The sequence below is a fragment of the Pseudomonas sp. G11 genome, from assembly GCF_029457515.1.
In the GTDB taxonomy this organism is placed as follows: Bacteria; Pseudomonadota; Gammaproteobacteria; order Pseudomonadales; family Pseudomonadaceae; genus Aquipseudomonas; species Aquipseudomonas gorinensis.
This window is the reverse complement of the sequence record NZ_CP120377.1, coordinates 1,161,300-1,187,814: the sequence shown is the minus strand read 5'-3', so window position 1 is coordinate 1,187,814 and position 26,515 is coordinate 1,161,300. Positions and strand designations below refer to the sequence as shown.

Here is a 26,515-nt window from a genome sequence, read left to right as displayed (position 1 = left end):
CCGCTCGCCACAGCAAAGCCCGCTAGCCACAGTTACAGCGTTCTTCCTTAACTAACTGGCATGAGGGCCTGCCCCTCTCCCACATTACAGTGCAACGGGCGCCCGCTCGCACAGGGTATTGAGCGCCACCGCCCACTGCTCGCTGTAATTCAGGCACGGCACCAGCACCAACTCCTCGCCCCCTGCTTCGCGGAACTGCTCGCTGCCGCGATCGCCGATTTCTTCCAGCGTCTCGATGCAATCGGCGACAAACGCCGGGCACATCACCAGCAACTTTTTCACCCCTTGCTGGGCCAACGCCTCAAGGCGTGCCTCGGTATAGGGTTCGATCCACTTCGCACGGCCCAGGCGCGACTGGAAGGCCACCGACCACTTGCCATCCGGCAAGCCCAGGCGCTCGGCGAAATCCCGGGCAACGCTGAAGCACTGCGCGCGGTAGCAGGTGGCAAGCACCTCAGGCGAGGCGTTCTTGCAGCAATCGGCATCCTTGAAACAATGTGCGCCAGTAGGGTCGAGCTTTTTCAGATGACCTTCGGGCAGGCCGTGGAAACTCAGCAACAAGTGATCGTAGTGCTCTTCTATATAAGGGCGAGCACTGGCCGCCAGCGCGTCGAGGTATTCCGCCTGATCGTAGAACGGTTGCAGGATCGAGAATTGCACGTTGAGCTTCTTATCGCGCACCACCCGCCGGGCCTCTTCGATCACCGTGGTCACGGTGCTGTCGGCAAACTGCGGGTACAACGGCGCCAGGGTGACGTTCTGAATACCCTGGGCGGCCAGGCGAGTCAGGGTGGTTTCCAGGGACGGCTCGCCATAGCGCATCGCCAGCTCCACCGGACCCTGGGTCCACTGCGCAGTCATCTGCTGTTGCAGGCGCCGGCTGAGCACCACCAGCGGCGAGCCCTCGTCCCACCAGATCGAGGCATAGGCATGGGCAGACTGCTCAGGACGCTTGATCAGGATCAGCGACACCAACAGGCGCCGCACCGGCCATGGCAGGTCGATCACATAAGGGTCCATCAAAAACTGATTGAGGTAGCTGCGCACATCGGCCACCGAAGTAGACGCCGGTGACCCCAGGTTGACCAGTAACAACGCGTGATCCGTCATGCAACATCCTATCTCTAGAGGCGGCTGGACAAGTCGTCCAAGGCCGCCTTCAACTCAGTGAACTGGAAAGTGAAACCGGCGGCCAACAGGCGCTCGGGTAAAGCTTTCTGGCCGCCCAGCAACAAACCGGACAACTCCCCCAACCCGACCTTCAATGCGAAGGCTGGCATGGGCATGAACGCCGGGCGGTGCAGCACCTGGCCCAACGTCTTGGCAAACTCGCGGTTACGCACCGGGTGCGGCGCGCAGGCATTATAAGGACCACTGGCGTCCCCCTGGTGCAGAAGAAAATCAATCAGGGCGATTTGATCCTTGATGTGCACCCATGGCATCCACTGCCGACCATTACCAATAGGCCCGCCCAGCGCCAGTTTGAACGGCAGCAACAACCGCGACAAAAAGCCGCCCTCAGCCGCCAGTACCAGCCCGGTACGCACCAGCACCACGCGAATGCCCAGCGCCTCGGCACGCTGGGCGGTTTCTTCCCAGGCGATGCACAGCTGGCTGGGGAAATCGTCCTGCACCGGGCCACTGGCCTCGGTCAATTCGCGCTCACCACCATCGCCGTACCAACCTACGGCCGAACCGGAAATCAACACCTGCGGCTTGTGCGCCAGGCCTTCCAGCCATGTCAGCAGGGTTTCGGTCAGGCTGATGCGGCTGCTCCACAACAATGCCTTGCGTTTGTGCGTCCAGGGACGATCGGCGATGGGCGCGCCGGCGAGATTAATGACCGCGTCCACCGGGCCGATAACCTCTTGCAAGCGGGCAACACCCCGCACGGCGTCGCCGCACACGTTGGCGACTTGTGCAGGTTGACGGCTCCACACCGTCAGGTGATGACCTTGCGCCAGCCAGTGTTGGCAGAGTTGACGGCCGATCAGGCCGGTACCGCCGGTCAGCAAAATATGCATGGGACGCTCCTCATGTAACGTTCGCCGCCGATCACTGGTCTATTTTATAAGCAGGGATCAATTTGTAATCGGGCGTGACATTGGTTTAAACAGACGGTTTTAGCCTCAGTCTTAACCATAGGCCACGCCAAACGATCAGGTACGCCAAAACTTATACCAAAAAACAATATTGTACAGCTATTGGTGTCGGCGTAGTCTGTACCCAACGGTAAAACGAGGCCTCCCATGACTGTCCCCATCGCGATCATCGGTACCGGCATCGCCGGTCTCTCCGCCGCCCGAGCGTTACGAGACGCCGGGCACGTTGTACAACTCTTCGATAAAAGCCGCGGCAGTGGTGGCCGCATGTCCAGCCAGCGCAGCGATGCCGGCGCGTTGGATATGGGCGCACAGTATTTCACCGCCCGCGACCGACGCTTCGTCAACGAAGTGCAGCGCTGGCAAAGCAACGGCTGGGCCGAGCAGTGGACACCGCAGCTGTATAACTTCAAATCCGGCCAGCTCACGCCCTCCCCCGATGAACAGACCCGCTGGGTCGGCACACCGCGCATGAGCGCCATCACCCGCGCGCTGCTCGACGACCTGCCGGTGGAGTTCGGTTGCCGGATCACCGAGGTATTCCAAGGCAAGCACCACTGGAACCTGCTGGATGCCGACGGCGGCAATCATGGGCCGTTCAGCCACGTGATCATCGCCACGCCCGCCCCCCAAGCCACCGCCCTGCTGGCCGCCGCGCCCAAGCTGGCGGGTGTCGCTGCCAGCGTAAAAATGGACCCGACCTGGGCCATCGCCCTGGCCTTCGACAAACCCCTGGATACGCCGATGGAAGGCTGCTTCGTGCAGGAAAGCCCGCTCGACTGGCTGGCACGCAACCGCAGCAAACCGGGGCGCGACGCCACCCTCGACACCTGGGTGTTGCACGCCACCAGCGCCTGGAGCAAGGCGCACCTGGACCTGTCCAAGGAAGCGGTGATCGAACACCTGCACGGCGCCTTCGCCGAACTGCTGCACAGCGCCATGCCCGCGCCTTCCTTCAGCCTGGCGCACCGTTGGCTCTACGCACGACCGTCCAGCGCCCATGAGTTCGGCGTACTGGCCGACGCCGACCTGGGCTTGTACGTGTGTGGTGACTGGTGCCTGTCAGGCCGGGTGGAAGGTGCCTGGCTCAGCGGCCAGGAAGCCGCGCGACGCTTGATCGAGCACCTGCGATGAACCGCGTCAATCCTGCCAAATTGCTGCTGTCGAAATGGACAGCAGCAAGCCCGCGCAACAAGGAAAAGCACTTCCTCGTCACTGAACTGTTTCGCGACGACGAAGGCACCGTGCTGGACATCGAGTTGCAAGCCGTGATGACCCGGCGTACAGAGCGCCTGGCCTGGCAAACCCTGCAAAACGCCGAGAATTGGCACATCGGCTGGAAATAGCCTGCGCAAAATACTTGTACAAATAATTTGACTTGTACAGCGCTAAACCTATGATGAGATTTAGTTGTACAGGTTTTATACCTTGTACAGGAATTTTGCAGAGGTTTGGCCATGTCCATTACCCCGTCCCTCAAGCCGAAGATTGGCATCAGCGCCTGCCTGCTGGGCGAGACCGTACGCTTCAATGGCGGCCACAAACAATCCCATCTGTGCAGCGAGGTGCTCGCCGAGTATTTCGACTTCGTGCCGCTGTGCCCGGAAGTGGCGATCGGCCTGGGCATTCCCCGTGAAACCATTCGCCTGGTGGGCGATGCCGAACAGCCACAGGCCGTTGGCACGGTGCACCGCGAACTGAACGTCACTGCGCCGCTTGACGCATACGGCCGGAAAATGGCCGCCGAACACACTGACCTGTGCGGCTACATCTTTATGCAGAAGTCGCCCTCGTGCGGCCTGGAGCGGGTCAAGGTGTACCGCGAGAACGGCGCACCGGTGGACGGCGGCGGTCGCGGCATCTACGCCCAGGCGTTTTGCGCTCGCCACCCGAACCTGCCCGTGGAAGAAGATGGCCGCCTGAATGACCCGGTCCTGCGGGAAAACTTCCTGGCGCGCGTCTTCGTCTACGCCAGCTGGCAACGACTGCTGGCCGAGGGCCTGACCCGCCACCGCTTGCTCGCCTTTCACTCGCGCTACAAGTATTTGCTGATGGCCCACAGCTTGATGCATTACAAAAGCCTGGGCCACCGGCTCGGCAGCATGTCCAAGGATGCCAACCTCGACGAATTGGCGGCCTGCTACTTCAGTGACCTGATGACCGGCCTGAAAAAGTGCGCCACCCGCGGCAGCCACACCAATGTGCTGCAACACATCAGCGGTTACCTCAAGCAGGTCATCAGTGCCGATGACAAACAGGAAATGCAGACCGTCATCGGCCAGTACCGCCAAGGCATCGTGCCACTGGTGGTGCCGTTGACGCTGCTCAAGCATCACTTTCGCCTCCATCCGGATCGCTACATCGCGCAGCAGGCCTACTTGCAGCCGCACCCGGAAAATCTCAGCCTGCGTAATGCGATCTAACCCATGAACAGTGTCATCAAAGCCGTCCTGCTCGACGAACCTGGCGAAGATATCGCCCAAGCCCTGGAGAACGGTTGGCTGCCGATCCGCGAAGTGGCGCGCCAGACCGGCGTCAACGCCGTCACCCTGCGCGCCTGGGAACGCCGTTACGGCCTGATCGTGCCGCAACGCACGCCCAAGGGGCACCGGTTGTTCAGCGCCGAGCATGTCCAACGCATCCACACGATCCTTACCTGGCTCAACCGTGGCGTGCCCGTCAGCCAGGTGAAAACCCTGATCGACTCAGCCCAGGTCAGCCCCGAGGCGGTCGAAAACGAATGGCATTCCCTGCGCCAGAACCTGGTGAAGGCCATCAGCGAACTGGCCGAACGCCGCGTAGACGACGCCTTTAACCAGGCCATGGCGCTGTACCCGCCGCGCACCCTGTGCGAGCAATTGCTGCTACCGCTGCTCAATGAACTGGAACAACGCTGGCAGGGCCAGTTTGGCGCGCAGATGGAGCGGGTGTTTTTCCTGTCCTGGCTGCGCAGCAAGTTTGGCGCGCGCATCTATCACAACAACCGCCAGTTGCATGGCGCGCCACTGCTGCTGATCAACCATTCCGACCTGCCCCTGGAACCGCATGTGTGGCTCAGCGCCTGGCTGGCCAGCAGCGCCGACTGCCCGGTGGAGGTGTTCGACTGGCCCCTGCCCGCCGGCGAACTGTCCCTGGCGGTGGAACACCTGCAACCGCGCGCCGTGTTGCTCTATTCGAGCAAAGCCCTCCACTGGTCGGCATTCGAAAAACTTTTGGCCGGCGTCAGTTGCCCAAAACTGATCGTCGGACCCACGGTATGCATCCACCAAACGGAGCTGGCCGTATTAATCGGCGACACCCCGGAATTGTTCGTGGCCGAAGACCCATTGTCGGCCCACCAGCGTCTGATACAGCGTGGACTTCTTTAAATGCATTTGACCTGGCTGCGCACCGACTTGCGCCTGCACGACAACACCGCCCTGGCCGCCGCGAGCCAGCGGGGCCCGGTGGCCGCCGTGTACCTGATCACCCCGCAGCAATGGCTGGCCCACGATGACGCGCCCTGCAAAGTCGACTTCTGGCTGCGCAACCTGCAGCACTTGAGCCAGGCGCTGGGTGCGCTGAACATTCCGTTGCTGATCCGCCACGCCGAGACCTGGGACCAGGCGCCTGCCGTGCTGAGCCAACTGTGCCGGGAATTGTCGGTGACGTCGGTGCACGTCAACGAGGAATACGGCATCCATGAAAGCCGTCGCGACGCGGCCGTCGCCCAGGCCCTGGACGCCGATGGCGTGGCCTTCCACAGCTACCTGGACCAACTGCTTTTCCAACCGGGCAGCGTACTGACCAAGACTGGCACCTACTTCCAGGTGTTCAGCCAGTTCCGCAAGGTGTGCTACAGCCGCCTGCACACTGCTTTACCCCGGTTAGTGGCGACGCCCAAGGCCCAAGCCGCACTCAAGCTCAAGAGCGACCCGGTCCCTCACCAGGTCGAAGGGTTCGAACCACCGAGCGAGACACTGCGCGCGCTATGGCCCGCCGGCGAAGACGAGGCCCGCCGCCGCCTCGACGCCTTCGCCGACCAGCAGATCAGCGACTACAAGGATGAGCGTGACTTCCCGGCCAAACCCGGCACCAGCCAGCTCTCCGCGTACCTCGCGGCCGGCGTGGTGTCGCCGCGCCAATGCCTGCACGCCGCGCTGCAAACCAACCAGGGCGAATTCGAAAGCGGCGACATCGGCGCGATCACGTGGATCAATGAATTGCTCTGGCGGGAGTTCTACAAACACATTCTGGTGGGCTACCCCCGGGTGTCGCGCCACCGCGCTTTCCGCCCCGAAACCGAAGCGCTGGCCTGGCGCGATGCGCCCCAGGATCTCGCCGCCTGGCAGCAAGCGCGTACCGGCCTGCCGATCATCGATGCCGCCATGCGCCAACTGCTGGAGACCGGCTGGATGCATAACCGCCTGCGCATGGTGGTGGCGATGTTCTTGACCAAGAACCTGCTGATCGACTGGCGCGAAGGTGAGCGCTTCTTCATGCGCCACCTGATCGACGGCGACCTGGCGGCCAACAACGGCGGCTGGCAGTGGAGTTCGTCCACCGGTACCGATTCGGCACCCTACTTCCGGATTTTCAGCCCGCTGAGCCAGTCGGAAAAATTCGACAGCGAAGGCGTCTTTATCAAGCACTGGCTACCGCAGCTGGCGGCACTGAATAAAAAGGAAGTGCACAACCCCGCAGCCGTCGGCGGCTTGTTCGGCGTGGCCGATTACCCCCGCGCCATCGTCGACCTCAAGCAATCGCGCGAACGCGCCTTGGCGGCTTTCCGCAGCCTGCCATCGCGCCAGGCAGTCGGAGCCGAGCATGAGTGACTTCCTGCGCCGTTTCGCCCAGGCCTTTGCCACGCTGGACAAGCACAACCTGCAGTTGCTCGACAGCCTGTACAGCAAGGACATCGCCTTCACTGACCCGCTGCACGACGTGCAAGGGCTGCCGGCGCTGCACCGTTACTTTGCCGAGCTGTACGGCAACATCAGCCAACTGCGCTTTGACTTCCAGGGCGTCGACGAGGTGGCCGACGGTGAAGGCTACCTGCGCTGGAAAATGAGTTTTTGCCACCCGCGCCTGGCCGATGGCAAGGTGATCCGGGTGGAAGGCTGCTCGCACCTGATGTGGCGCGAGAACAAGGTGTACCGCCATCGTGACTATTTCGATGCGGGCGCGCTGCTTTACGAGCACTTGCCGATTATCGGCCGTGTGGTCCGTTGGCTGAAAAGGAGAATGGGATGAGCCTTACACCGCCCCGTCGATATTGGCTGACCGGCGCCAGCAGTGGCATCGGCGCTTCCCTCGCCGTGGAGCTGCTCAACAGCGGCGCCCACGTGGCACTCAGCTCGCGCTCCAAGGGGCCGCTGGAGGCCCTGGCCCAGCGCTTTCCCGGCCAGGTGCTGATCGTGGCGGGCGACCTGACCAACAGTCAGACCGTGCGTGAAATCGGTGAACGCATCAGCGCGACCTGGGGCTCGCTGGACACGGTGATCCTCAATGCCGGCACCTGCGAATACGTGGACGCCCAGCAGTTCGACTCGTCGATCGTCGAGCATGTGGTGCGCACCAACCTGCTCGCCAGCAGCTACTGCATCGAAGCCGCACTGCCCCTGCTGCGCGCCGGGCGCACGCCGCACCTGGTGGGCGTCGCCAGTGCCGTGACCTACCTGCCAATGCCCCGCGCCGAGGCCTACGGGGCGTCCAAGGCCGGCCTGCGTTACCTGTTCGAATCCCTGCGCGTCAGCCTGTCACCGGAAAATATCGACGTCACCGTGATCAGCCCTGGGTTTGTCGACACGCCGCTGACCGCGCGCAACGACTTTCCGATGCCCCTGAGCTGGTCGGCGGACAAGGCCGCGCGGCATATCTTTGCCAAACTGGACAAGCGCCCCCTGGAAATCGCCTTCCCGGCGCTGTTCATCGCCACGCTCTGGCCGCTGTCGAAACTGCCAGATCGCGCGCAACTGATCATCGGTAAACGCATGCTGCGCAGCCCTCCGCCGAAAAAGGACGAGCTGTGAAAATCGCCATTATCGGCAGCGGTATCGCCGGGCTGACCAGCGCCTACCTGCTCAGCCGTCGCCACGACATCACGCTGTTCGAAGCGGGCGATCGCATCGGCGGGCATACCCACACGGTCAACGTCACCGTCGAGGGCAAACGTTATGCGGTGGACACGGGCTTTATCGTGTTCAACGACTGGACCTACCCCAACTTCATCCGTCTGCTGGGGCAGATCGGCGTGACATTCAAACCCACCGAGATGAGTTTTTCGGTGTGCGACCAGAGCGCGAATTTCGAGTACAACGGCAACAACCTCAACAGCCTGTTTGCCCAGCGACGCAATATCCTGTCGCCGGGGTTCTGGGGCATGTTGCGCGATATCCTGCGCTTCAATCGCCAAGCACCGCTGGACCTGCAAGCACAACGCATCAACGCCGACATGACCTTGGGCGACTACCTCACCGCCGGCGGCTACGGCCCGCGGTTTATCCAGCATTACATCGTGCCGATGGGCGCGGCGATCTGGTCGATGTCCCTGGCCGACATGCTCGGATTCCCTTTGCAGTTCTTCGTAAGGTTCTTCAAGAACCACGGCTTGTTGTCAGTGAACAACCGCCCGCAATGGTGTGTGATCGAGGGCGGTTCAAGCCGCTATATCGAACCGCTGACGCAAAGCTTTCGTGAACAGATCCGCCTCGATTGCCCGGTGCGCCGGGTGGAACGTAACGCAGAGGGCGTGATCATCCACAGCGCCGCCGGTACCGAAGCCTTCGACAAGGTGGTGTTCGCCTGCCACAGCGACCAGGCACTGGCGCTGCTCGGTGATCCCAGCCAGGCCGAGCAGCAAATCCTCGGCGCCCTGCCCTACGCCGACAACGACGTGGTACTGCACACCGACACCCGCTTGCTGCCCGATCGCGAATTGGCCTGGGCCAGCTGGAACTACCGGCTGACCGGCAACGCGCAGACCCAGGCGGCCGTCACCTATGACATGAACATCCTGCAAGGCATCGACAGCACCACCACGTTTTGCGTCAGCCTCAACCAGACGCCGATGATCAACCCACTGAAGATCCTCGCCCGCTACACCTACGCCCACCCGCAATACAGCCTGGCAGCGGTGGCCGCCCAAGCGCGCTGGGAAGAATTGAACGGCGCGCAGCACACCTATTATTGCGGCGCCTACTGGGCCAATGGTTTCCATGAAGACGGCGTGGTCAGCGCATTGCGCGTGGGCAAGGCGTTTGGAGAAACCCTGTGAACAGCGCCCTGTACAGCGGCTGGATCGCCCATCGCCGGTTCGCGCCCAAGGCCCACGCCTTTCGCTACCGCATCGGCCTGCTGTACCTGGACCTGAGCGAAGAAGACGAAGTGCTTGGGCTTTCGCCCCTGGCCGGCACGCGTCGCCTGGCGCCCTTCGGCTTTCGCCAGCAGGATTACCTGCGAGAATTCACACGCCACGGCATGAGCTTGAGCGATGCCGTGCGCCAGGAAGTCGGCAAGGCCCTGGGGCGTGCACCCCAGGGCGCTATCTGCCTGCTGACCCAGGCCCGCAGTTGGGGCCTGGCTTTTAATCCGGTGAGTTTCTTCTACTGCTTCGAAGCCGACGGACAATTGGCGGCGATCCTGTGTGAAGTGACCAACACCCCATGGCGCGAGCGCTATCACTATGTGCTCCCGGCCCAGGCCCTCGCCGCCGGCGAGCACCAGCATTTCGCCGTGGCCAAGGCGTTTCATGTCTCGCCGTTCCTGCCGCGCAACCTGGAATACCGCATGAGCTTCAGCCCACCCGCCGCCAGGCTTGGCGTGCACATGGCCGATTGGCAGGGCTCGCAAAAAATCTTCGACGCGACCTTGAGCCTGCAAAGAGAGGCACTGAGTCGCACCAGCCTGCACCGTTACCTGTGGCGTTTTCCGTGGATGACCGCGAAGACCTGCCTGGCCATCTACTGGCAGGCCCTGCGCCTGTTACTCAAGCGCATACCGATTTTTTCCCATCAGGCCGCCGATGGCGCCTCTCGCACAGCAGTCGGTTATACCAAGGATCGCCGCCATGAAATCCCCTAGCTTATCGGTCAAATCCAGCCGCCTGAACATCAACGGCCTGACCAGTGCGCTGTTGCGCAAGGGCGTGCTGCGCCAGCTCAGTCAATTGCGCCATGGCCAACTGGTGATCATCGAGGACGGCGAACGCCAGGTCTTCGGCGCACGGGAAGCGCACCTGCTCGGGGAAATCCAGATCCTCGACTCGGCGGTATGGGGCCTGGTGGCGGCCAACGGTTCCATCGGCGCGGGCGAGGCGTTTATCCATGGCTACTGGAGCAGCCCAGACCTGACCGCCGTGGTACGCGTGATGGTCAGCAACCTGGAAGTACTCGATGCACTGGAAGGTGGCCTGGCCAAGTTGGCGCGGCCGTTCACCCAAGGTGTGCACTGGCTCAACCGCAATACGCGCAAAGGCTCGCAGAAAAACATCGCCGCCCACTATGACCTGGGCAACGACCTGTTCGAAGAGTTCCTCGACCCGACCATGATGTATTCGGCGGCGCAGTTCCTCACGGCCGATGACACCCTGGAACAGGCGCAACTGAACAAGCTTGCGCGCATCTGCCAGAAACTGGCGCTCAAGCCCAGCGATCATCTGCTGGAAATCGGCACCGGTTGGGGCAGCATGGCCTTGTATGCCGCACAGCATTACGGCTGCAAGGTCACCACCACGACCTTGTCCAAGGAGCAATTCGCCTACACCGAAAAACGCATCCAGGCCCTGGGCTTGCAGGACCAGGTGACGCTGTTGCTGCAGGACTACCGCGACCTGACCGGCCAATACGACAAGCTGGTGTCCATCGAAATGATCGAAGCGGTGGGCCATCGCTTCCTGCCGACCTACTTCAAGCAATGCGCACACCTGCTCAAGAGTGACGGCCTGATGTTGCTGCAAGCCATCACCATTCGCGAACAGCGTTTCGAGCAGGCCAAGAACAGCGTCGACTTTATCCAGCGCTATATCTTCCCCGGCGGCGCCCTGCCCAGCGTGCAAAACATGCTGCATATCGTCAGCCGCAACACCGATATGAACCTGCTGCACATGGAAGATTTCGGCCTGCATTACGCGCGAACCCTGCGCCTGTGGCATGAGAACTTTCGCCGCGCCCATGGCCGCCTGACAGAATTGGGCTACGACGAATACTTCCTGCGCTTGTGGGAATTCTATCTGTGCTACTGCGAAGGCGGCTTTATGGAGCGCACCATCGGCACCGCACAGTTACTGCTGGCCAAGCCCTCGGCCATCACGCCCCCCCTGCTCGGGCGGTTCAGTGCTTAAAACCGTCGCCAATGCCGCGCTGTTCCAGTGCAGCTGGCTTGCCTGCGTACTCGGCGGCGACAGCCCCTGGCTGCTGGTGGGGGTGGCGGTGCTGGCAGTCCACCTGCTGTGGATAAGTTCGTGGGCCGAGGATGCTGCGCTGATCATCCGCGTGACGCTGGTGGGTACGGTGCTGGATACGCTGCTGCGCAACCTCGGCGTTTTTCAGTTCAACGAGCCGGGGCCGCTGATTCCGTTGTGGTTGATCCTGCTGTGGGCGACGCTGGCAACCACCTTGCGCCATTGCCTGGCCTGGAGCGCCCGGCCCTGGTGGCGTGCAGCTGTGCTGGGAGCCTTCGGCGGGCCATTCTCGTATTACGCAGGGAGCCAATTGGCGGGCGTGCAGTTTGGCTACGCATTGTGGCCAACCATGGCGGGGCTGGCGCTGCTTTGGGCGGCGGTGTTCGTCGGCTTGCACCGGCTGGCACGCTGACGTCTGTCAGCCCTTTCACACCTGTGTCACCCGCTTGCCTTACACTGCGCGCCTATGACCAACATCCCGCATACCCAAATCGCCGAACCCACCGTGACGTGCTCAACGTGCGCGGCCTGCTGCTGTCAGCTGGAAGTCATGCTGATCACCGACACCGGCGTACCGCAGCGCTATATCGATACCGATGACTGGGGCGGCGAGGTGATGCTGCGCCTGGATGATGGCTGGTGCGCGGCGCTGGATCGCGACACGATGATGTGCACGATTTACGAGCGTCGGCCGCTGATTTGCCGGGAGTTTGAGATGGGTGCGCCGGAGTGCCTGGTCGAGCGTGAAGGGATTACGACGGCGTATCGCTGATCCCAAGCCGAAGAAACGCTCAATATGGGAGGGGGCTTCCCCTAGTGCCTGCCAGTTAAGCGTACATCGCCTTCTGTTGGAACCAGGCGTCCCCCTCGCTCCTACAAAAAAGCCTTAACGGACTGGCATCAGGGCTTGCCCCTCCCACAGGTTTTGCAGGGTTCTGAAATTACAGCGGCATCGTGTAGTGCAGCGAGTAGCTTTCTACGCCGTCGTTGTGGTTGCTGATCCCGGCGTTGGAATAGTGAGTGGCACGAATGCCCACCTCATGCCCGCCGGTAAAGCGCAAACCAAAGCCCAGACGGTCTTCGAACTGGAAGGCCTGGCCAATGTTGTTGTCTTCCAGGCGTGTGCGGGAGAATACCGCCACCCCGATCCCGGCCTCGACGTAGGGTTTTACCGACTGCCCGGCGAATTCATACACAAACACTGGCGAGAACGACAGGCTGCTCGCACCTGCACGCTCATCACCTTCCCAGTAGGTATAAGCGCCGCTCCAGTAGCCGGTCAGGCGACCCACATCGCTCTGCATCCAGCTCTTGTCCCAATTCGACGTCAGCCCCAATCGATAGGTCAGCGTCGAATCACTGGTGGCCCCCAGGCCAAACTCAAGGCCGGCGGCCTGCGCCGAAAAAGAGTGTCCCACCACAACGGCCGCAATCGCAGCCAAACAGAACAAGCGCTTCATAAGAAACATCCTTTCCGAACGAAGTTATAGGGTTTTGTACAGACTAACGGGCAATAGAAGCTGACGCGTAGCCAGAAGTTCAGCTTCTAATCGCGATTTTTAACGAAATTTTCACGAACCGAAGCTTCGCACAACTCCAGGATGTTTCCAAAGTGTCGGTAGGATATTTCTGAGGTGATACACATCACCACTGGTCCAGAACTGTGCCGGCTGCGCCGGATCAGTGGCCAGCAGGTCGCGCTCGCCGAGCAGGCGCTTGAGTTGGCGCGCGACGGCAGCACCGGTGTCGATGAGGATGATGCTCGCGGGAAGCATCTGCGCCAGGAGCGGCTTGAGGAAGGGGTAATGGGTGCAGCCCAGGATGATGGTGTCACAGCCGGCACTGAGCAGCGGGTCGATGTAGACCTGCAACAGCTGACGCAGGGCCGGGCTGCTCAAGTCACCGCTTTCAATCAGTTCCACCAGGCCCGGGCAAGGCTGGGTGATCACCCGCACATCGGTGGCGAACCGGTCGAGCAAGGCCGCGAACTTGGCGCTTTGCAGGGTACCGGTCGTGGCCAGCACGCCGACCACCCCACTGCGAGTGGCGGCAGCGGCGGGTTTGACGGCGGGCTCCATGCCCACCAGCGGCCAGTCGGGGTAATCCAGGCGTAAATCGGCGACAGCGGCAACGGTGGCGGTATTGCAGGCAATCACGAACGCCTTGGCGCCCTGCTCACGGAAAAAACCCGCCACTTGCCGGGAACGCTCAAGAATGAAAGCCGGGCTTTTCTCACCGTAGGGGATGTACCCACAGTCGGCCACGTACAGCAGCGACTCATGGGGCAATAGCTGCTGAATCTCCTCCAGCACCGTCAACCCGCCGATGCCGGAGTCGAACACACCAATTGGCGCGCCCTTAACCATGCTGCGTCCCACAGACGCTGCAACCGGGGTCGCGCTTGACGCGTAACTCACGGAACCGCGTGGTCAAGGCATCGATCAGCAACAGGCGCCCCACCAACGGCTCGCCGAACCCGGCCAGCAGTTTCAAGGCTTCCAGGGCCTGCAGGCTGCCGACCAGGCCCACCAGCGGGCCAACCACGCCGGCCTCGCTGCAGGTCAATTCAGTGTCGCTGCCGTGCCCATATAAACAGTGGTAGCAGGGGCTCTCGGCGCGGCGCGGGTCGAACACCGACAATTGCCCCTCAAGGCGAATCGCCGCCCCGCTGACCAGTGGCTTGCCGGCGGCGACGCACGCAGCGTTGACCGCTTCACGGGTGGAAAAGTTATCGCTGCAATCGAGCACCACATCCACACCCGTCACCGCCGCCGACAGAGAGTCGGCATCCAGCGCAGTGCGATGGGCCAGCAATGTGACTTCAGGGTTGATCGCCGTCAGGCGGCGCATGGCCGAGTCGACCTTGCTCAAGCCAACGCTGTCGGTGTCATGGATGATCTGGCGTTGCAGGTTGGTCAGGTCGACCGTGTCAAAGTCCGCCAGATGCAGTTCACCCACACCGGCAGCGGCCAGGTACAGCGCAACCGGAGCGCCGAGACCACCGAGGCCAACGATAAGCGCGCGGCTGTTTTTCAGACGCAACTGACCGTCGATGTCGACAGCCTGCAACAGAATCTGTCGGCTATAGCGCAACAGCTCCTGATCGCTCAGCATGGACGGCGTCCCAGGCTGATACGTTCGTGGCCACCGAGGTCGACACGACTGTGGACATCCTCAAATCCCTCGCCCAACAACAGGTCACGTACGGCCGGGGCTTGATCGTAGCCGTGTTCGAGCAACAGCCAACCACCCGCCGCCAGGTGGGCCGGGGCTTGGGTGATGATCAGGCGCAGGTCGTCCAGGCCATCATGGCCCGCGACCAAGGCACTGGCGGGCTCGAAGCGCACATCACCCGCGACCAGGTGCGGGTCGTTGTCGGCGATATACGGCGGGTTGCTGATGATCAAGTCGTAGGTATGGCCTTGCAGGGCGCTGAACCAATGGCTGTTCAGTACCGTAGCGTTCGTCAGCTGCAGGCGCTGGCGATTGCGCTCGGCCAGGGCCACCGCTTCGAGCACGCGGTCAACGGCGGTGACGTCCCAGGCTGGGCGCTCGCTGGCCAGGGCCAGGGCGATGGCCCCGCTGCCGGTGCCCAGGTCGAGAACCTTGGCGGGGCTCGTCGGCAGCAGCTCCAGGGCGGCCTCCACCAGCAGCTCGGTCTCCGGGCGCGGGATCAGGGTATGAGGCGCAACCTCCAGGTCGAGTTTCCAGAAGCCTTGCTGGCCGAGGATATAGGCCACCGGTTCACCGGCGCGGCGACGCCGCAGGTAGTCGGCAAAGATCAATGCGTGCTCGCTGCTGACGATCTTCTCCGGCCAGGTATGCAAATAACTGCGCGGCTTACCCAGGGCAGCCGACAGCAACAGTTCCACATCCAGGCGCGCGGTGGGCGAGTCGGGCAGTTCTGCGGCACGCAGGAGGCTGGCAATGATGGTCATTTATTCACCTATGGCCGCCAACTGGTCGGCCTGGAATTCGGCAAGCAACGGCTCGATCACCGCGTCGACACCACCGGCGAGGATTTCATCCAGCGAGTAAAGCGTGAGGTTGACCCGGTGGTCGGTCACCCGGCCCTGGGCAAAGTTATAGGTGCGGATACGCTCGGAACGGTCCCCCGACCCCACCAGCAACTTGCGCTCGCTGGCAATCGCGTTGGCAGCGGCGCTGGTCTGCTGGTCATTGAGCTTGGCTGACAGCCAGGACATGGCCCGCGCACGGTTCTTGTGCTGGGAACGCTCTTCCTGGCACTCCACCACGATGCCCGACGGCAAGTGGGTGATACGGATCGCCGAGTCGGTCTTGTTCACGTGCTGGCCGCCGGCACCCGACGAGCGGTAGGTGTCGACCCGCAGGTCGGCTGGGTTGATCTCGATGGCTTCCTGTTCGTCCGGCTCTGGCAACACAGCGACGGTGCACGCCGACGTGTGGATACGGCCTTGGGATTCAGTCGCTGGAACCCGCTGCACACGGTGCGCACCGGATTCGAACTTGAGCTTGCCGTAAACGTTGTCGCCTTCGACCCGGGCGATGACTTCTTTATAGCCGCCGTGCTCGCCTTCGTTCTCGGAGAGGATCTCGACGCGCCAGCCGCGACGCTCGGCGTAGCGCGAATACATGCGAAACAGGTCGCCGGAGAAGATCGCCGCTTCGTCACCACCGGTGCCGGCGCGGATTTCCAGGAACACGTTACGCCCGTCGTTAGGGTCCTTGGGCAGCAGCATGCGTTGCAGGTTGCCTTCCAGCTCGGCGAGTTTTTCCTTGGCTTCACGGACTTCTTCCACGGCCATTTCGCGCATGTCCGGGTCGCTGTCCTTGAGCAGCGCCTGGGCGCCTTCGAGGTCGGCCTGCACTTTCAGCAGGTTTTTATAGGTAGCCACAATGGGCTCAACTTCCGCGTATTCCTTGGAATAGGTGCGGAACTTGGTCTGATCGGAGATGACCTCGCCATCGCCGAGCAAGGCGGTCAGTTCTTCGAAACGGTCCTGGAGCACGTCCAGTTTATTGAGCAGTGACGCTTTCATTGCGGTTTTTTATCCGAAGAGCTATCTGACGCGCCCTCACCGAGGGCAAAGAGTTCCTGGGCCATGGCCAGCGCATCGAGGCGGCCTTCGGCAGTCAATTTCTTAAGCTGTACGCTCGGCGCGTGGAGCAGCTTGTTGGTCAGGCCACGGGCCAGTTGCATCAGCACGTCTTCGGCGCTGCTGCCATTGGCCAATAAACGCTGGGCCTTGGTCAATTCTTCATCACGCAGGCGCTCGCCTTGCTGACGATACGCCTTGAGCACATCCACCGCCGCCAGTTCACGCAGGCGCACCATGAAGTCTTCGGCGCCGACGCTGACCATTTCCTCGGCCGCCTGGGCAGCGCCCTGGCGACTCTTGAGGTTTTCGGCAACCACTTCGTGCAGGTCGTCAACGCTGTAGAGGTAAACGTCGTCCAACTCGCCGACTTCGGGTTCGATATCCCGGGGCACGGCGATATCCACCATGAAGATCGGCTTGTGCTTGCGCAGCTTCAACGCGCTCTCGACCGCGCCTTTGCCGAGGATCGGCAATTGGCTGGCGGTGGAGCTGATAACGATATCACTGCGCACCAGCTCGGCCGGGATATCCGACAACAACACGGCATGGGCGCCAAACTGCTCGGCGAGGATGCTCGCGCGCTCCAGGGTGCGGTTGGCGACCACGATACGCTTCACACCCAGGTCGTGCAGATGGCGGGCGACCAGGGTGATGGTCTCGCCGGCGCCAATCAGCAGGGCCTGGCTGCGCTGCAAGTCGCTGAAAATCTGTTTGGCCAGGCTGACGGCGGCAAAAGCCACGGACACCGGGTTTTCACCGATGGCGGTGTCGGTGCGCACCTGCTTGGCGGAATTGAAGGTGGCCTGGAACAGGCGCCCCAGCAACGGCCCCACGGTGCCGGCCTCACGGGCCACGGCGTAGGCGGATTTCATCTGGCCGAGGATCTGCGGCTCGCCCAACACCAGCGAATCGAGGCCGGAAGCGACGCGCATCATGTGACGAACTGCCGCATCGTCTTCATGCACATACGCGCTGGCGCGCAGGTCATTGAAGTCCAAATGGTGGTAATCGGCCAGCCAACGCAGCACGACATCCGCGCTGAGATGTTCCTGCTCTATATAAAGCTCACTGCGATTGCAGGTCGAAAGGATCGCAGCTTCGCGGCTGTCGGTGAGACGGCAGAGCTGCTGCAACGCCTCAACCAGCTGCTCTGGCGTAAACGCCACGCGCTCGCGCACGTCTACAGAGGCAGTCTTGTGGTTAATACCGAGTGCGAGGAAGGCCATTCAATATCGCTGATGATGTCGGGAAGCCGGCAATTGTCCTACTTCGAAAGATTCAGAACAACCACCGTCGTCTATTGTCCCTATACCTTGTGCCTATAAATACGTCACCGCGGGAGCGAGGCCGCTCCTACAGGGACAGCAATACACGCATTAAGAGCGCCCCGGTTATGTTTGGCCGAAGGCTTGTGTCATGATGATCCGACCGCAGGTTAGTCGTCCTCTTCCTATATGAATAGATCCTCCGCGTTGCTCCTTGCTTTTGTCTTCCTCAGCGGCTGCCAGGCCATGGCACCCGTGTCGCCGGACGGTACACCGCCGGTGGAGGACAGCACCCCCGCCCCTGAAAAGCCCAAGGTTTATTCCTCGTTCAGTGAAGAAACGGTGTACAGCCTGCTGACCGCAGAACTGGCCGGCCAGCGCAATCGTTTCGATATTGCACTGGATAACTACGTGACCCAGGCCATCAACACCCAGGACCCAGGGATCTCCGAGCGCGCGTTTCGCATCGCCGAGTACCTGGGGGCAGACCAGGCGGCGCTGGACACCTCACTGATCTGGGCGAAAAACGCACCGGACGACCTGGAAGCCCAGCGGGCGGCGGCCATTCAATTGGCGCGCGCGGGGCGCTATGACGATTCCATGGTCTATATGGAAAAAGTCTTGCAGGGCAAGGGCGACACCCATTTCGACTTCCTGGCGCTGTCGGCGGCCGACACCGATCAGGACACGCGCAACGGGTTGATGAAGAGTTTCGACCGCCTGCTGCAAAAACACCCGAAGAACAGCCAACTGGTGTTCGGCAAAGCCTTGCTGCTGCAACAGGACGACGAGCCCGAAGCCGCCCTGACACTGCTGGAGAAGAACCCGCCGGAAGACGGCGAGATCGCCCCGATCCTGCTGCGCGCACGTTTGCTGCAGAACCTCAATCGCGGCAAGGAAGCGATTCCGCTGCTGGAAAAAAGCATCAAGAAGTACCCGGAAGACAAACGCCTGCGCCTGACTTACGCGCGCACGCTGGTCGAGCAGGACCGTATGGAGGACGCCAAGGTGCAGTTCGCCAACCTGGTCCAGCAATACCCGGACGACGACGAACTGCGCTATTCCCTGGCACTGGTGTGCCTGGAAGCCAAGGCCTGGGATGAGGCCAAGGGCTACCTGGAAGACCTGATTGCCCGCGAAAGCCATGTGGACTCGGCGCACCTGAACCTGGGCCGCATCGCTGAAGAGCGCAACGACCCGCAGGCCGCCTTGCTCGAATACGCCCAGGTCGGCCCCGGCAACGATTACCTGCCCGCGCAATTGCGCCAGGCCGATATCCTGATGAGCAACGGGCGCGCGGATGAGGCGGAAAAACGCCTCGCGGCTGCCCGCGAGGCCGAACCGGACTACGCGATCCAGCTGTACCTGATCCAGGCCGAGACACTGTCGGCCAACAATCAGGGCGAGCGCGCCTGGAAGGTGTTGCAACAAGCCTTGCTGCAATACCCGGACGACCTGAACCTGCTGTACACGCGCGCCATGCAGGCGGAAAAACGCGATGACCTGGCGCAGATGGAAAAAGACCTGCGCCTGATCATCAAGCGCGACCCGGACAACGCCATGGCCCTGAACGCCCTGGGCTACACCTTGTCCGACCGCACCACACGCTACGCCGAAGCCAAGGTGCTGATCGAACAAGCCCACAAGCTGAACCCGGAAGACCCGGCCGTGCTCGACAGCCTGGGCTGGGTGAACTACCGCCTGGGAAACCTGGACGAAGCCGAGCGCCTGCTGCGCCAGGCACTGGAACGCTTCCCCGACCAGGAAGTCGCCGCACACCTGGGTGAAGTGCTGTGGGCCAATGGCAAGCAGCGCGAAGCTCGACAAATCTGGGCAAAGTTCCTCAAGGAACAACCCGAAAGCGCCATTCTGCGCGGCACCATCAAACGCCTGACCGGATCCGAGACCCTTTAAGCTTATGTTCTTGCGCCACGTTATCGTTTTCAGCTTCATCGCCCTGCTCGCCGGTTGCGCAGGCTTCGGCGCCCGTGAATCCGTTGAGGGCCAGGGCAACCCGGCGCAATGGAAGCAACACAAGGATCAGCTCAGCAGCATCGATGGCTGGCAGATCGAAGGCAAGGTCGGGGTGCGGGCACCGAAAGATTCGGGCAGCGGTACCCTGTTCTGGCTGCAACGCCAGGACTACTACGACATTCGCCTATCCGGCCCGCTGGGGCGTGGCGCGGCCCGCCTGACGGGTCGACCGGGGCAGGTCAGCCTCGAAGTGGCCAACCAGGGCCGTTATGAAGCGACTTCGCCGGAAGATCTGCTGGAACAACAGATCGGTTGGAAGCTGCCCGTCTCGCACTTGGTGTGGTGGGTACGCGGCTTGCCGGCACCTGACAGCAAGAGCCGCCTGAGCCTTGATGGCGACAGCCGCCTGGGCACCCTGGAACAGGATGGCTGGCACGTCGAATATTTGAGCTACGTGCAACAGAACGGCTACTGGCTGCCCGAGCGCATCAAGCTGCACGGCCCCGACCTTGACGTCACGCTGGTGATCAAGGACTGGCAACCGCGCAAACTGGGGCAATAACGTGACAGCACAGAAACTGACCCTGCCCTCCCCGGCCAAACTCAACCTGATGCTGCACATCCTCGGTCGCCGTGAAGATGGCTATCACGAGTTGCAGACGCTGTTTCAATTTCTCGACTACGGCGACGAACTGACCTTCGCCTTGCGCGACGACGGCGTGATTCATCTGCATACCGAATTCGAAGGCGTGCCTCACGACAGCAACCTGATCGTGAAGGCGGCGAAAAAACTTCAGGAACAATCTGGATGCGCCCTCGGCATCGATATCTGGATCGACAAGATCCTGCCCATGGGTGGCGGCATCGGTGGCGGCAGCTCGAATGCGGCGACCACACTGCTGGGTTTGAATCACTTGTGGCAGCTGGGCTGGGACCTCGATCGCCTCGCTGCGCTGGGCCTGACACTGGGCGCCGACGTCCCGGTTTTCGTGCGCGGGCACGCCGCTTTTGCCGAGGGCGTGGGGGAGAAACTCACCCCCGAATACCCCGAAGAGCCGTGGTACGTCGTGCTTGTCCCGCAAGTATCTGTAAGTACAGCAGAAATTTTTTCAGATCCACTGTTGACACGTAACTCTCCTCCCATTAAAGTGCGCCCCGTTCCCAAGGGAAACAGTCGAAATGACTGCTTACCGGTTGTAGCAAGGCGTTATCCAGAGGTACGTAACGCTTTGAATTTGTTAGGTAAATTTACCGAAGCAAAATTAACCGGCACTGGAAGTTGTGTGTTTGGGGGCTTCCCAAGCAAAGCTGAAGCTGATAAAGTCTTGGCCCTTCTTACAGAGACCCTTACAGGGTTTGTAGCAAAGGGAAGCAACGTTTCGATGTTGCATCGCAAGCTGCAAAGTCTGCTCTAAAAGGAATCGAGTACTGGGTACTCGTTGCAACAGATACAGGGGCGTCGCCAAGCGGTAAGGCAGCAGGTTTTGATCCTGCCATGCGTTGGTTCGAATCCAGCCGCCCCTGCCATTTTCCTATACTCATCCAGGTTACCCTCAGCCTCTAGGTACTGCGCGTGTCCAAGATGATGGTCTTTACGGGGAACGCCAACCCCGATCTGGCTCGACGTGTCGTACGTCAGCTGCATATCCCTCTCGGTGACATCTCTGTCGGCAAGTTTTCCGACGGCGAAATTACCGCCGAGATCAATGAAAACGTTCGCGGTAAAGACGTCTTCATTATTCAGCCGACTTGCGCTCCGACCAACGATAACCTGATGGAACTCGTCGTGATGGCTGATGCCTTCCGCCGCTCCTCAGCGACTCGAATCACAGCTGTAATCCCTTACTTTGGTTATGCCCGTCAGGATCGCCGTCCGCGTTCCGCACGTGTGGCTATCAGCGCGAAAGTCGTGGCTGACATGCTCACCGTGGTAGGTATCGACCGTGTCCTCACGGTTGACCTGCACGCTGACCAAATCCAGGGGTTCTTCGATATCCCGGTAGATAACATCTACGGCTCCCCAGTATTGGTGGATGACATCGAAGACCAGCGCTTTGAAAACCTGATGATCGTGTCCCCGGACATTGGTGGCGTCGTGCGTGCACGGGCTGTTGCCAAATCCCTGGGCGTGGACCTCGGGATCATCGACAAACGCCGCGAGAAAGCCAATCACTCTGAAGTGATGCATATCATCGGTGATGTCGAAGGGCGTACCTGTATTCTGGTCGATGACATGGTCGACACCGCCGGCACCCTGTGCCACGCGGCCAAAGCCTTGAAAGAGCACGGTGCGGCTAAAGTCTTCGCCTACTGCACACACCCTGTGCTGTCGGGCCGAGCGATCGAGAACATCGAAAACTCAATGCTGGACGAACTGGTGGTGACCAACACCATCCCGTTGTCCGCAGCTGCTCAAGCCTGTTCGCGTATCCGTCAACTGGATATCGCACCGGTAGTTGCCGAGGCGGTTCGCCGTATCAGCAACGAAGAATCGATCAGCGCGATGTTCCGTTAAGGGTCAAACCAACGGAACACCTCACTGACGAAAAGCGCCCCGCCCCAGCATACTGTTGGGGCGGGGCTTTTTTGCCCATATCGCCTTTAGCGCTGGTCGCAAACGCTGGGGCGAATGTGGTTATTTTGGAGATACAACATGAACGATTTTACCCTGAATGCTGAAGTGCGTTCCGACCTGGGGAAAGGTGCGAGCCGCCGCCTGCGTCGTCTCGCAAGCCTGGTTCCAGCTGTCGTCTACGGTGGCGAAAAAGCCCCTGAGTCCATCAGCATGCTGGCCAAAGAAATTGCCAAACTGCTGGAAAACGATGCGGCCTACAGCCACATTATCGAGCTGAACGTTGGTGGCACCAAGCAGAACGTCATCATCAAGGCCCTGCAACGTCACCCAGCTAAAGGTCACGTGCTGCACGCTGACTTCGTACGCGTCGTAGCCGGCCAGAAACTGACCGCTATCGTGCCTGTACACTTTGTTGGTGAAGACGCTCCGGTCAAGAAAGGCGGCGAAGTTTCGCACGTTGTTGCCGAGATCGAAGTGACCTGCCTGCCGAAAGACCTGCCTGAGTTCATCGAAGTCGACCTGTCGGCTCTGGAAATCGGCGACATCATTCACCTGTCCGACCTCAAAGCCCCTAAAGGCGTTGAGTTTGTTGCACTGGCTCACGGTGATGACAAAGCTGTTGCAAACGTTCACGCTCCACGCGTTGCACCAGAAGCTGAAGAAGGCGCTGCAGAGTAATTCACTCTGTATTGCCGGAGCTTGAGGAAACATCGCGGACCGAAACGTAGCGAGAAAGCGGGCGATAACGCGGCGTTTACTCTTGAGTAAATGATCTTTTGTTGTCCACTTTCGCCGCACACCGGTTGCGGCGATGTTATCCACAACTCCAAAGGAAGGGCCCCTGTCGTGACTGCCATTAAACTGATCGTTGGCCTGGGAAATCCAGGCGCCGAATACGAACAGACCCGGCATAACGCGGGGGCCCTTTTTGTTGAGCGTATCGCCCACGCCCAAGGTGTAAACCTGGTGGCCGATCGCAAATATTTCGGCCTGACCGGACGCTTCTCGCATCAGGGTCAGGATGTTCGTCTGCTGATTCCCACCACCTACATGAACCGCAGCGGCCAGGCTGTCGCGGCGCTTGCGGGCTTCTTCCGGATCAAACCCGAGGAAATCCTGGTGGCCCATGACGAACTGGACCTGCCACCCGGCGTTGCCAAACTCAAACTGGGCGGCGGGCATGGCGGGCACAATGGCCTGCGCGACATCATCGCGCAGTTGGGCAATCAGAATAATTTTTACCGTCTGCGGCTCGGCATTGGCCACCCAGGCGTTGCCAGTATGGTTTCAAATTTCGTCCTGGGTCGTGCGCCACGCGCCGAACAGGAAAAACTCGATGCCAGCATCGATTTTGCCCTCGGCGTGCTGCCGGATATCTTCGCCGGTGAATGGAACCGCGCGATGAAAAACCTGCACAGCCAGAAGGCCTGACTCTTACCGAGGGGAAACACCATGGGATTCAATTGCGGCATCGTCGGCCTGCCCAACGTCGGCAAATCCACCTTGTTCAACGCTTTGACCAAGTCCGGTATTGCGGCGGAGAACTTCCCCTTCTGCACCATCGAACCCAACAGCGGTATCGTACCGATGCCCGATCCGCGCCTGGAAGCACTGGCGCTCATCGTCAATCCCAAGCGCATCCTGCCGACCACCATGGAATTCGTCGACATCGCCGGCCTGGTGGCCGGTGCGTCGAAAGGTGAAGGCCTGGGTAACAAGTTCCTGGCCAACATCCGTGAAACCGATGCCATCGCCCACGTGGTCCGCTGCTTTGAAGACGAGAACGTGATTCACGTCTCCAACAGCGTCGACCCGAAACGCGACATCGAGATCATCGACCTGGAACTGATCTTCGCCGACCTCGACAGCTGCGAGAAGCAATTGCAGAAAGTCGCGCGCAACGCCAAGGGCGGCGACAAGGACGCAGTGGTCCAGAAAGGCCTGCTGGAGCAGCTGATCGCACACTTCACCCTGGGCAAGCCGGCACGCAGCTTGATGAAGAGCATGGGCGCTGACGAGAAGGCCGTGGTCAAGGGCTTCCACCTGCTGACCACCAAGCCGGTGATGTACATCGCCAACGTCGCCGAAGATGGCTTCGAAAACAACCCGCTGCTCGACGTGGTCAAGGCCATTGCCGACGAAGAAGGCGCGATCGTGGTGCCGGTATGCAACAAGATCGAAGCGGAAATCGCCGAGCTCGATGACGGCGAAGAGAAGGACATGTTCCTCGAGGCCCTGGGCCTGGAAGAGCCTGGCCTCAACCGCGTGATCCGTGCCGGTTACGAAATGCTCAACCTGCAGACCTACTTCACTGCCGGTGTCGAAGAAGTCCGCGCCTGGACCGTCAAAGTGGGTGCTACCGCACCACAGGCTGCCGGCGTGATCCACACCGACTTCGAAAAGGGCTTTATCCGCGCCGAAGTGATTGCCTACAACGACTTCATCCAGTTCAAGGGGGAAGCCGGTGCCAAGGAAGCCGGTAAGTGGCGTTTGGAAGGTAAGGAATACATCGTTAAAGATGGCGATGTAATGCACTTCCGTTTCAACGTGTAAGCGTTACCGCTTCAATAAAAAGCCGATGCACTGCATCGGCTTTTTTGTGGGCGTTCTATTTGTCATCCCGGCCTTCCCCTGCATCTTTAACAAAGATATCGTCAGTGGCCAATTTCCAGCCCGCCCTCAAAAAAATGCATACTTTAAAACCATTCAAAGCATATTTAAGACTTTTCTTACACCACAATTCCCGCCTGCTCCAAATAGAATTCGCACATTAAAAATCTTCTACATCTCACATTCCAAAAAGGCTAACTCAGTTCGAAAACACGATGACAATGCAGCTGTTTTCCGGTTTACTTGCGAGCGCCCACCGCCAACTTAAACTTCAACAAAGCGACAACTGCATTGGAGCACTCGCACTATGTCGGCCCTCAATCAGTATGAACTTATGACTGATATACCTTTCACCGACTGCCCCATCATCGAAACCACCATCAACAATACCGCCCCTCTTAACATCGACATTTTGCTTCTTGGAGAAACCGGCACTGGCAAGGACACCCTGGCACAACGCATTCACTGTTTATCGCGGCGCAAGGGTAACTTCGTCGCGGTCAATTGTGCTGCCATCCCGGAAACCCTTGCCGAAAGCCAACTATTCGGAGTCAACAGCGGCGCCTATACCGGCGCATTGCAATCCCGCGCCGGCTTTGTAGAAGCCGCCCACTTGGGCACCTTGTATCTGGATGAGATCGATAGCATGCCACTCTCGTTACAGGCCAAGCTGTTACGGGTACTGGAATCTCGTGGCGTCGAGCGCCTTGGATCGACCCGATCCATCCAGGTCGATATGCGCGTCATTGCCTCGGCCCAGCACGCATTGCATGAAATGGTGGAGCAAGGCACCTTCAGACGTGACCTGTATTTCCGTCTGAATGTCGTCAACATCCACCTGCCCCCCCTGCGTGACAGGCGTGAACACATCATCCCCTTGTTCATGGACATGATCGAGCAGGAGGCCAACTACTTTAAGTGTTCCGCAACACCTCCGCCCCCCGCGTTGTTGCAACAGTTACTGTGCCACCCGTGGCTGGGCAACGTGCGTGAGTTGCGCTCGACCGCCAAGCGATTCGTATTGGGCCTGCCCCCGCTCTCCTCCTCGCTGGCCAATCGACAGAGCACGCCAATAAACCTGAAGGCAAGGTTGCAGCAAATTGAAAAAGCCTTGATAGAGGAATCGCTGCGCCGTCACGCACGCAGTGTCGATAACGTTGCAGCAGAACTCGGTGTTGCCAAACGCACGCTCTACTACCGGATGAAGCAACTCGAAATATCACTGGCTTAGGGTGCCTGGAACGAAGCAGAAGGCATTTCCCACATACGTGTGAGCCTCTAGAGCGACTTAACTCACACGCCAACAGGAAAACTTCATGTGCTTAACCCTGATCAACAACTTTATGAGTTTAATCACCAACATCAAACGCCCCCCGCAAAACGATGCCCCTCCTGACAATGCAAAGTGCTGCAACAAACCACCGGAGCGCCCTTGCTACGAAACAAACAATAACAAAAAGCATATTGAATATGAATCCATCAACATTGCAATAACACTTGATCGCCCATCGCGAAGCGCATGAACCCCG

General features: G+C 60.5%; 29 protein-coding genes and 1 tRNA gene. 22 read left to right on the top strand and 8 right to left on the bottom strand.

Going from position 1 to position 26,515, the window contains the following annotated elements; genetic code table 11:
• Positions 1-84 precede the first annotated feature (84 nt).
• Together hemH and P2T68_RS05325 are read right to left on the bottom strand one after the other, a co-directional pair.
• Positions 85-1,110: a ferrochelatase gene (gene hemH, locus P2T68_RS05330; protein WP_277379126.1), complete on the bottom strand. Its 1,026-nt coding sequence runs from the start codon at positions 1,108-1,110 to the stop codon at positions 85-87.
• A 14-nt stretch (positions 1,111-1,124) separates the two neighbouring features.
• Positions 1,125-2,024, bottom strand: a complete 900-nt coding sequence (locus P2T68_RS05325) for a TIGR01777 family oxidoreductase (RefSeq protein ID WP_024073317.1) — start codon at positions 2,022-2,024, stop codon at positions 1,125-1,127.
• A gap of 225 nt (positions 2,025-2,249) precedes the next feature.
• Here P2T68_RS05325 and P2T68_RS05320 point away from each other — a divergent pair, with 225 nt between their 5' ends.
• The 12 genes from P2T68_RS05320 to P2T68_RS05265 all read left to right on the top strand — a co-directional run bounded on the left by P2T68_RS05320 (position 2,250) and on the right by P2T68_RS05265 (position 12,253).
• On the top strand, positions 2,250-3,236 hold the full coding sequence (locus tag P2T68_RS05320) for an FAD-dependent oxidoreductase (protein ID WP_277379125.1): 987 nt from the start codon (positions 2,250-2,252) through the stop codon (positions 3,234-3,236).
• Entirely contained in the window at positions 3,233-3,448 is a 216-nt protein-coding gene (locus P2T68_RS05315; RefSeq protein ID WP_024073315.1) for a TIGR02450 family Trp-rich protein, read from the top strand. Before P2T68_RS05320 ends, P2T68_RS05315 begins: the two co-directional genes overlap by 4 nt.
• A 111-nt stretch (positions 3,449-3,559) precedes the next feature.
• Entirely contained in the window at positions 3,560-4,525 is a 966-nt protein-coding gene (locus P2T68_RS05310; RefSeq protein WP_190300985.1) for a DUF523 and DUF1722 domain-containing protein, read from the top strand.
• 15 nt (positions 4,526-4,540) lie between these two features.
• Entirely contained in the window at positions 4,541-5,470 is a 930-nt protein-coding gene (locus P2T68_RS05305; protein WP_041161093.1) for a MerR family transcriptional regulator, read from the top strand.
• On the top strand, positions 5,471-6,916 hold the full coding sequence (gene phrB, locus P2T68_RS05300; protein ID WP_024073312.1) for a deoxyribodipyrimidine photo-lyase: 1,446 nt from the start codon (positions 5,471-5,473) through the stop codon (positions 6,914-6,916).
• Complete coding sequence (locus tag P2T68_RS05295; protein ID WP_024073311.1) at positions 6,909-7,334, top strand: nuclear transport factor 2 family protein; 426 nt, start codon at positions 6,909-6,911, stop codon at positions 7,332-7,334. Before phrB ends, P2T68_RS05295 begins: the two co-directional genes overlap by 8 nt.
• The gene (locus P2T68_RS05290; protein ID WP_069075213.1) at positions 7,331-8,113 is read left to right on the top strand and encodes an SDR family NAD(P)-dependent oxidoreductase; all 783 of its coding nucleotides are present in this window, start codon (positions 7,331-7,333) and stop codon (positions 8,111-8,113) included. Before P2T68_RS05295 ends, P2T68_RS05290 begins: the two co-directional genes overlap by 4 nt.
• A complete protein-coding gene (locus P2T68_RS05285) occupies positions 8,110-9,357 on the top strand; it encodes an FAD-dependent oxidoreductase (RefSeq protein ID WP_024073309.1) in 1,248 nt (415 codons plus the stop codon). Before P2T68_RS05290 ends, P2T68_RS05285 begins: the two co-directional genes overlap by 4 nt.
• Positions 9,354-10,163, top strand: a complete 810-nt coding sequence (locus P2T68_RS05280; RefSeq protein WP_069075215.1) for a DUF1365 domain-containing protein — start codon at positions 9,354-9,356, stop codon at positions 10,161-10,163. The genes P2T68_RS05285 and P2T68_RS05280 overlap by 4 nt, the downstream gene beginning before the upstream one ends.
• Complete coding sequence (locus tag P2T68_RS05275; RefSeq protein ID WP_024073307.1) at positions 10,150-11,421, top strand: cyclopropane-fatty-acyl-phospholipid synthase family protein; 1,272 nt, start codon at positions 10,150-10,152, stop codon at positions 11,419-11,421. Before P2T68_RS05280 ends, P2T68_RS05275 begins: the two co-directional genes overlap by 14 nt.
• Positions 11,414-11,893 (top strand): DUF2878 domain-containing protein, encoded by a 480-nt coding sequence (locus tag P2T68_RS05270; RefSeq protein ID WP_277379124.1) that lies wholly within the window; start codon positions 11,414-11,416, stop codon positions 11,891-11,893. Before P2T68_RS05275 ends, P2T68_RS05270 begins: the two co-directional genes overlap by 8 nt.
• A gap of 54 nt (positions 11,894-11,947) precedes the next feature.
• Positions 11,948-12,253, top strand: coding sequence for a YkgJ family cysteine cluster protein (locus P2T68_RS05265; protein WP_024073305.1), 306 nt, complete (start codon positions 11,948-11,950; stop codon positions 12,251-12,253).
• A gap of 169 nt (positions 12,254-12,422) precedes the next feature.
• Here P2T68_RS05265 and P2T68_RS05260 read toward each other — a convergent pair whose 3' ends face one another.
• From P2T68_RS05260 to hemA, 6 genes are all read right to left on the bottom strand, one after another.
• A complete protein-coding gene (locus P2T68_RS05260; RefSeq protein WP_024073304.1) occupies positions 12,423-12,941 on the bottom strand; it encodes an acyloxyacyl hydrolase in 519 nt (172 codons plus the stop codon).
• A gap of 111 nt (positions 12,942-13,052) precedes the next feature.
• The gene (murI, locus tag P2T68_RS05255; RefSeq protein ID WP_069075216.1) at positions 13,053-13,847 is read right to left on the bottom strand and encodes a glutamate racemase; all 795 of its coding nucleotides are present in this window, start codon (positions 13,845-13,847) and stop codon (positions 13,053-13,055) included.
• The gene (locus tag P2T68_RS05250) at positions 13,840-14,595 is read right to left on the bottom strand and encodes a molybdopterin-synthase adenylyltransferase MoeB (protein ID WP_024073302.1); all 756 of its coding nucleotides are present in this window, start codon (positions 14,593-14,595) and stop codon (positions 13,840-13,842) included. The genes murI and P2T68_RS05250 overlap by 8 nt, the downstream gene beginning before the upstream one ends.
• Positions 14,589-15,419, bottom strand: coding sequence for a peptide chain release factor N(5)-glutamine methyltransferase (gene prmC, locus P2T68_RS05245; protein ID WP_024073301.1), 831 nt, complete (start codon positions 15,417-15,419; stop codon positions 14,589-14,591). Before prmC ends, P2T68_RS05250 begins: the two co-directional genes overlap by 7 nt.
• On the bottom strand, positions 15,420-16,502 hold the full coding sequence (gene prfA, locus P2T68_RS05240) for a peptide chain release factor 1 (protein WP_024073300.1): 1,083 nt from the start codon (positions 16,500-16,502) through the stop codon (positions 15,420-15,422).
• Positions 16,499-17,788 carry a glutamyl-tRNA reductase gene (hemA, locus tag P2T68_RS05235; protein ID WP_024073299.1) on the bottom strand — a complete coding sequence of 430 codons (1,290 nt, stop codon included), beginning with the start codon at positions 17,786-17,788 and terminating at the stop codon, positions 16,499-16,501. Before hemA ends, prfA begins: the two co-directional genes overlap by 4 nt.
• A 228-nt stretch (positions 17,789-18,016) precedes the next feature.
• Between hemA and P2T68_RS05230 the strand changes: the two genes are divergently transcribed.
• From P2T68_RS05230 to P2T68_RS05185, 10 genes are all read left to right on the top strand, one after another.
• A complete protein-coding gene (locus tag P2T68_RS05230; RefSeq protein WP_024073298.1) occupies positions 18,017-19,741 on the top strand; it encodes a tetratricopeptide repeat protein in 1,725 nt (574 codons plus the stop codon).
• A gap of 4 nt (positions 19,742-19,745) precedes the next feature.
• Positions 19,746-20,363 carry a lipoprotein insertase outer membrane protein LolB gene (gene lolB, locus P2T68_RS05225; protein ID WP_024073297.1) on the top strand — a complete coding sequence of 206 codons (618 nt, stop codon included), beginning with the start codon at positions 19,746-19,748 and terminating at the stop codon, positions 20,361-20,363.
• 49 nt (positions 20,364-20,412) lie between these two features.
• Positions 20,413-21,216, top strand: coding sequence for a 4-(cytidine 5'-diphospho)-2-C-methyl-D-erythritol kinase (gene ispE / locus P2T68_RS05220; protein ID WP_277379736.1), 804 nt, complete (start codon positions 20,413-20,415; stop codon positions 21,214-21,216).
• A gap of 37 nt (positions 21,217-21,253) precedes the next feature.
• Positions 21,254-21,328 (top strand) — tRNA-Gln (locus tag P2T68_RS05215).
• Between the two features lie 46 nt (positions 21,329-21,374).
• Positions 21,375-22,316: a ribose-phosphate pyrophosphokinase gene (locus tag P2T68_RS05210; protein WP_003208392.1), complete on the top strand. Its 942-nt coding sequence runs from the start codon at positions 21,375-21,377 to the stop codon at positions 22,314-22,316.
• Positions 22,317-22,454: 138 nt separating this feature from the next.
• On the top strand, positions 22,455-23,054 hold the full coding sequence (locus P2T68_RS05205; RefSeq protein WP_024073295.1) for a 50S ribosomal protein L25/general stress protein Ctc: 600 nt from the start codon (positions 22,455-22,457) through the stop codon (positions 23,052-23,054).
• A gap of 168 nt (positions 23,055-23,222) precedes the next feature.
• Positions 23,223-23,807: an aminoacyl-tRNA hydrolase gene (gene pth, locus P2T68_RS05200; protein WP_010213318.1), complete on the top strand. Its 585-nt coding sequence runs from the start codon at positions 23,223-23,225 to the stop codon at positions 23,805-23,807.
• 21 nt (positions 23,808-23,828) lie between these two features.
• The gene (gene ychF, locus P2T68_RS05195) at positions 23,829-24,929 is read left to right on the top strand and encodes a redox-regulated ATPase YchF (protein ID WP_024073294.1); all 1,101 of its coding nucleotides are present in this window, start codon (positions 23,829-23,831) and stop codon (positions 24,927-24,929) included.
• A gap of 364 nt (positions 24,930-25,293) precedes the next feature.
• Entirely contained in the window at positions 25,294-26,217 is a 924-nt protein-coding gene (locus tag P2T68_RS05190) for a sigma-54-dependent Fis family transcriptional regulator (RefSeq protein ID WP_024073293.1), read from the top strand.
• 85 nt (positions 26,218-26,302) lie between these two features.
• Positions 26,303-26,509: a hypothetical protein gene (locus P2T68_RS05185; RefSeq protein ID WP_143036950.1), complete on the top strand. Its 207-nt coding sequence runs from the start codon at positions 26,303-26,305 to the stop codon at positions 26,507-26,509.
• The last annotated feature ends 6 nt before the right edge of the window (positions 26,510-26,515 follow it).

Bases quoted from the DNA above. Each gene is read 5' to 3' on its own strand.
- lolB (WP_024073297.1), top strand. From the start codon at position 19,746: ATGTTCTTGCGCCACGTTATCGTTTTCAGCTTCATCGCCCTGCTCGCC.
- phrB (WP_024073312.1), top strand. From the start codon at position 5,471: ATGCATTTGACCTGGCTGCGCACCGACTTGCGCCTGCACGACAACACC.
- prfA (WP_024073300.1), bottom strand. From the start codon at position 16,502: ATGAAAGCGTCACTGCTCAATAAACTGGACGTGCTCCAGGACCGTTTC.
- P2T68_RS05230 (WP_024073298.1), top strand. From the start codon at position 18,017: ATGAATAGATCCTCCGCGTTGCTCCTTGCTTTTGTCTTCCTCAGCGGC.
- P2T68_RS05260 (WP_024073304.1), bottom strand. From the start codon at position 12,941: ATGAAGCGCTTGTTCTGTTTGGCTGCGATTGCGGCCGTTGTGGTGGGA.
- hemH (WP_277379126.1), bottom strand. From the start codon at position 1,110: ATGACGGATCACGCGTTGTTACTGGTCAACCTGGGGTCACCGGCGTCT.
- P2T68_RS05275 (WP_024073307.1), top strand. From the start codon at position 10,150: ATGAAATCCCCTAGCTTATCGGTCAAATCCAGCCGCCTGAACATCAAC.
- P2T68_RS05205 (WP_024073295.1), top strand. From the start codon at position 22,455: ATGAACGATTTTACCCTGAATGCTGAAGTGCGTTCCGACCTGGGGAAA.
- P2T68_RS05310 (WP_190300985.1), top strand. From the start codon at position 3,560: ATGTCCATTACCCCGTCCCTCAAGCCGAAGATTGGCATCAGCGCCTGC.
- P2T68_RS05290 (WP_069075213.1), top strand. From the start codon at position 7,331: ATGAGCCTTACACCGCCCCGTCGATATTGGCTGACCGGCGCCAGCAGT.
- ychF (WP_024073294.1), top strand. From the start codon at position 23,829: ATGGGATTCAATTGCGGCATCGTCGGCCTGCCCAACGTCGGCAAATCC.
- prmC (WP_024073301.1), bottom strand. From the start codon at position 15,419: ATGACCATCATTGCCAGCCTCCTGCGTGCCGCAGAACTGCCCGACTCG.
- P2T68_RS05185 (WP_143036950.1), top strand. From the start codon at position 26,303: ATGTGCTTAACCCTGATCAACAACTTTATGAGTTTAATCACCAACATC.
- hemA (WP_024073299.1), bottom strand. From the start codon at position 17,788: ATGGCCTTCCTCGCACTCGGTATTAACCACAAGACTGCCTCTGTAGAC.
- P2T68_RS05250 (WP_024073302.1), bottom strand. From the start codon at position 14,595: ATGCTGAGCGATCAGGAGCTGTTGCGCTATAGCCGACAGATTCTGTTG.
- P2T68_RS05315 (WP_024073315.1), top strand. From the start codon at position 3,233: ATGAACCGCGTCAATCCTGCCAAATTGCTGCTGTCGAAATGGACAGCA.
- P2T68_RS05320 (WP_277379125.1), top strand. From the start codon at position 2,250: ATGACTGTCCCCATCGCGATCATCGGTACCGGCATCGCCGGTCTCTCC.
- murI (WP_069075216.1), bottom strand. From the start codon at position 13,847: ATGGTTAAGGGCGCGCCAATTGGTGTGTTCGACTCCGGCATCGGCGGG.
- ispE (WP_277379736.1), top strand. From the start codon at position 20,413: ATGCTGCACATCCTCGGTCGCCGTGAAGATGGCTATCACGAGTTGCAG.
- P2T68_RS05325 (WP_024073317.1), bottom strand. From the start codon at position 2,024: ATGCATATTTTGCTGACCGGCGGTACCGGCCTGATCGGCCGTCAACTC.
- P2T68_RS05190 (WP_024073293.1), top strand. From the start codon at position 25,294: ATGTCGGCCCTCAATCAGTATGAACTTATGACTGATATACCTTTCACC.
- P2T68_RS05265 (WP_024073305.1), top strand. From the start codon at position 11,948: ATGACCAACATCCCGCATACCCAAATCGCCGAACCCACCGTGACGTGC.
- P2T68_RS05295 (WP_024073311.1), top strand. From the start codon at position 6,909: ATGAGTGACTTCCTGCGCCGTTTCGCCCAGGCCTTTGCCACGCTGGAC.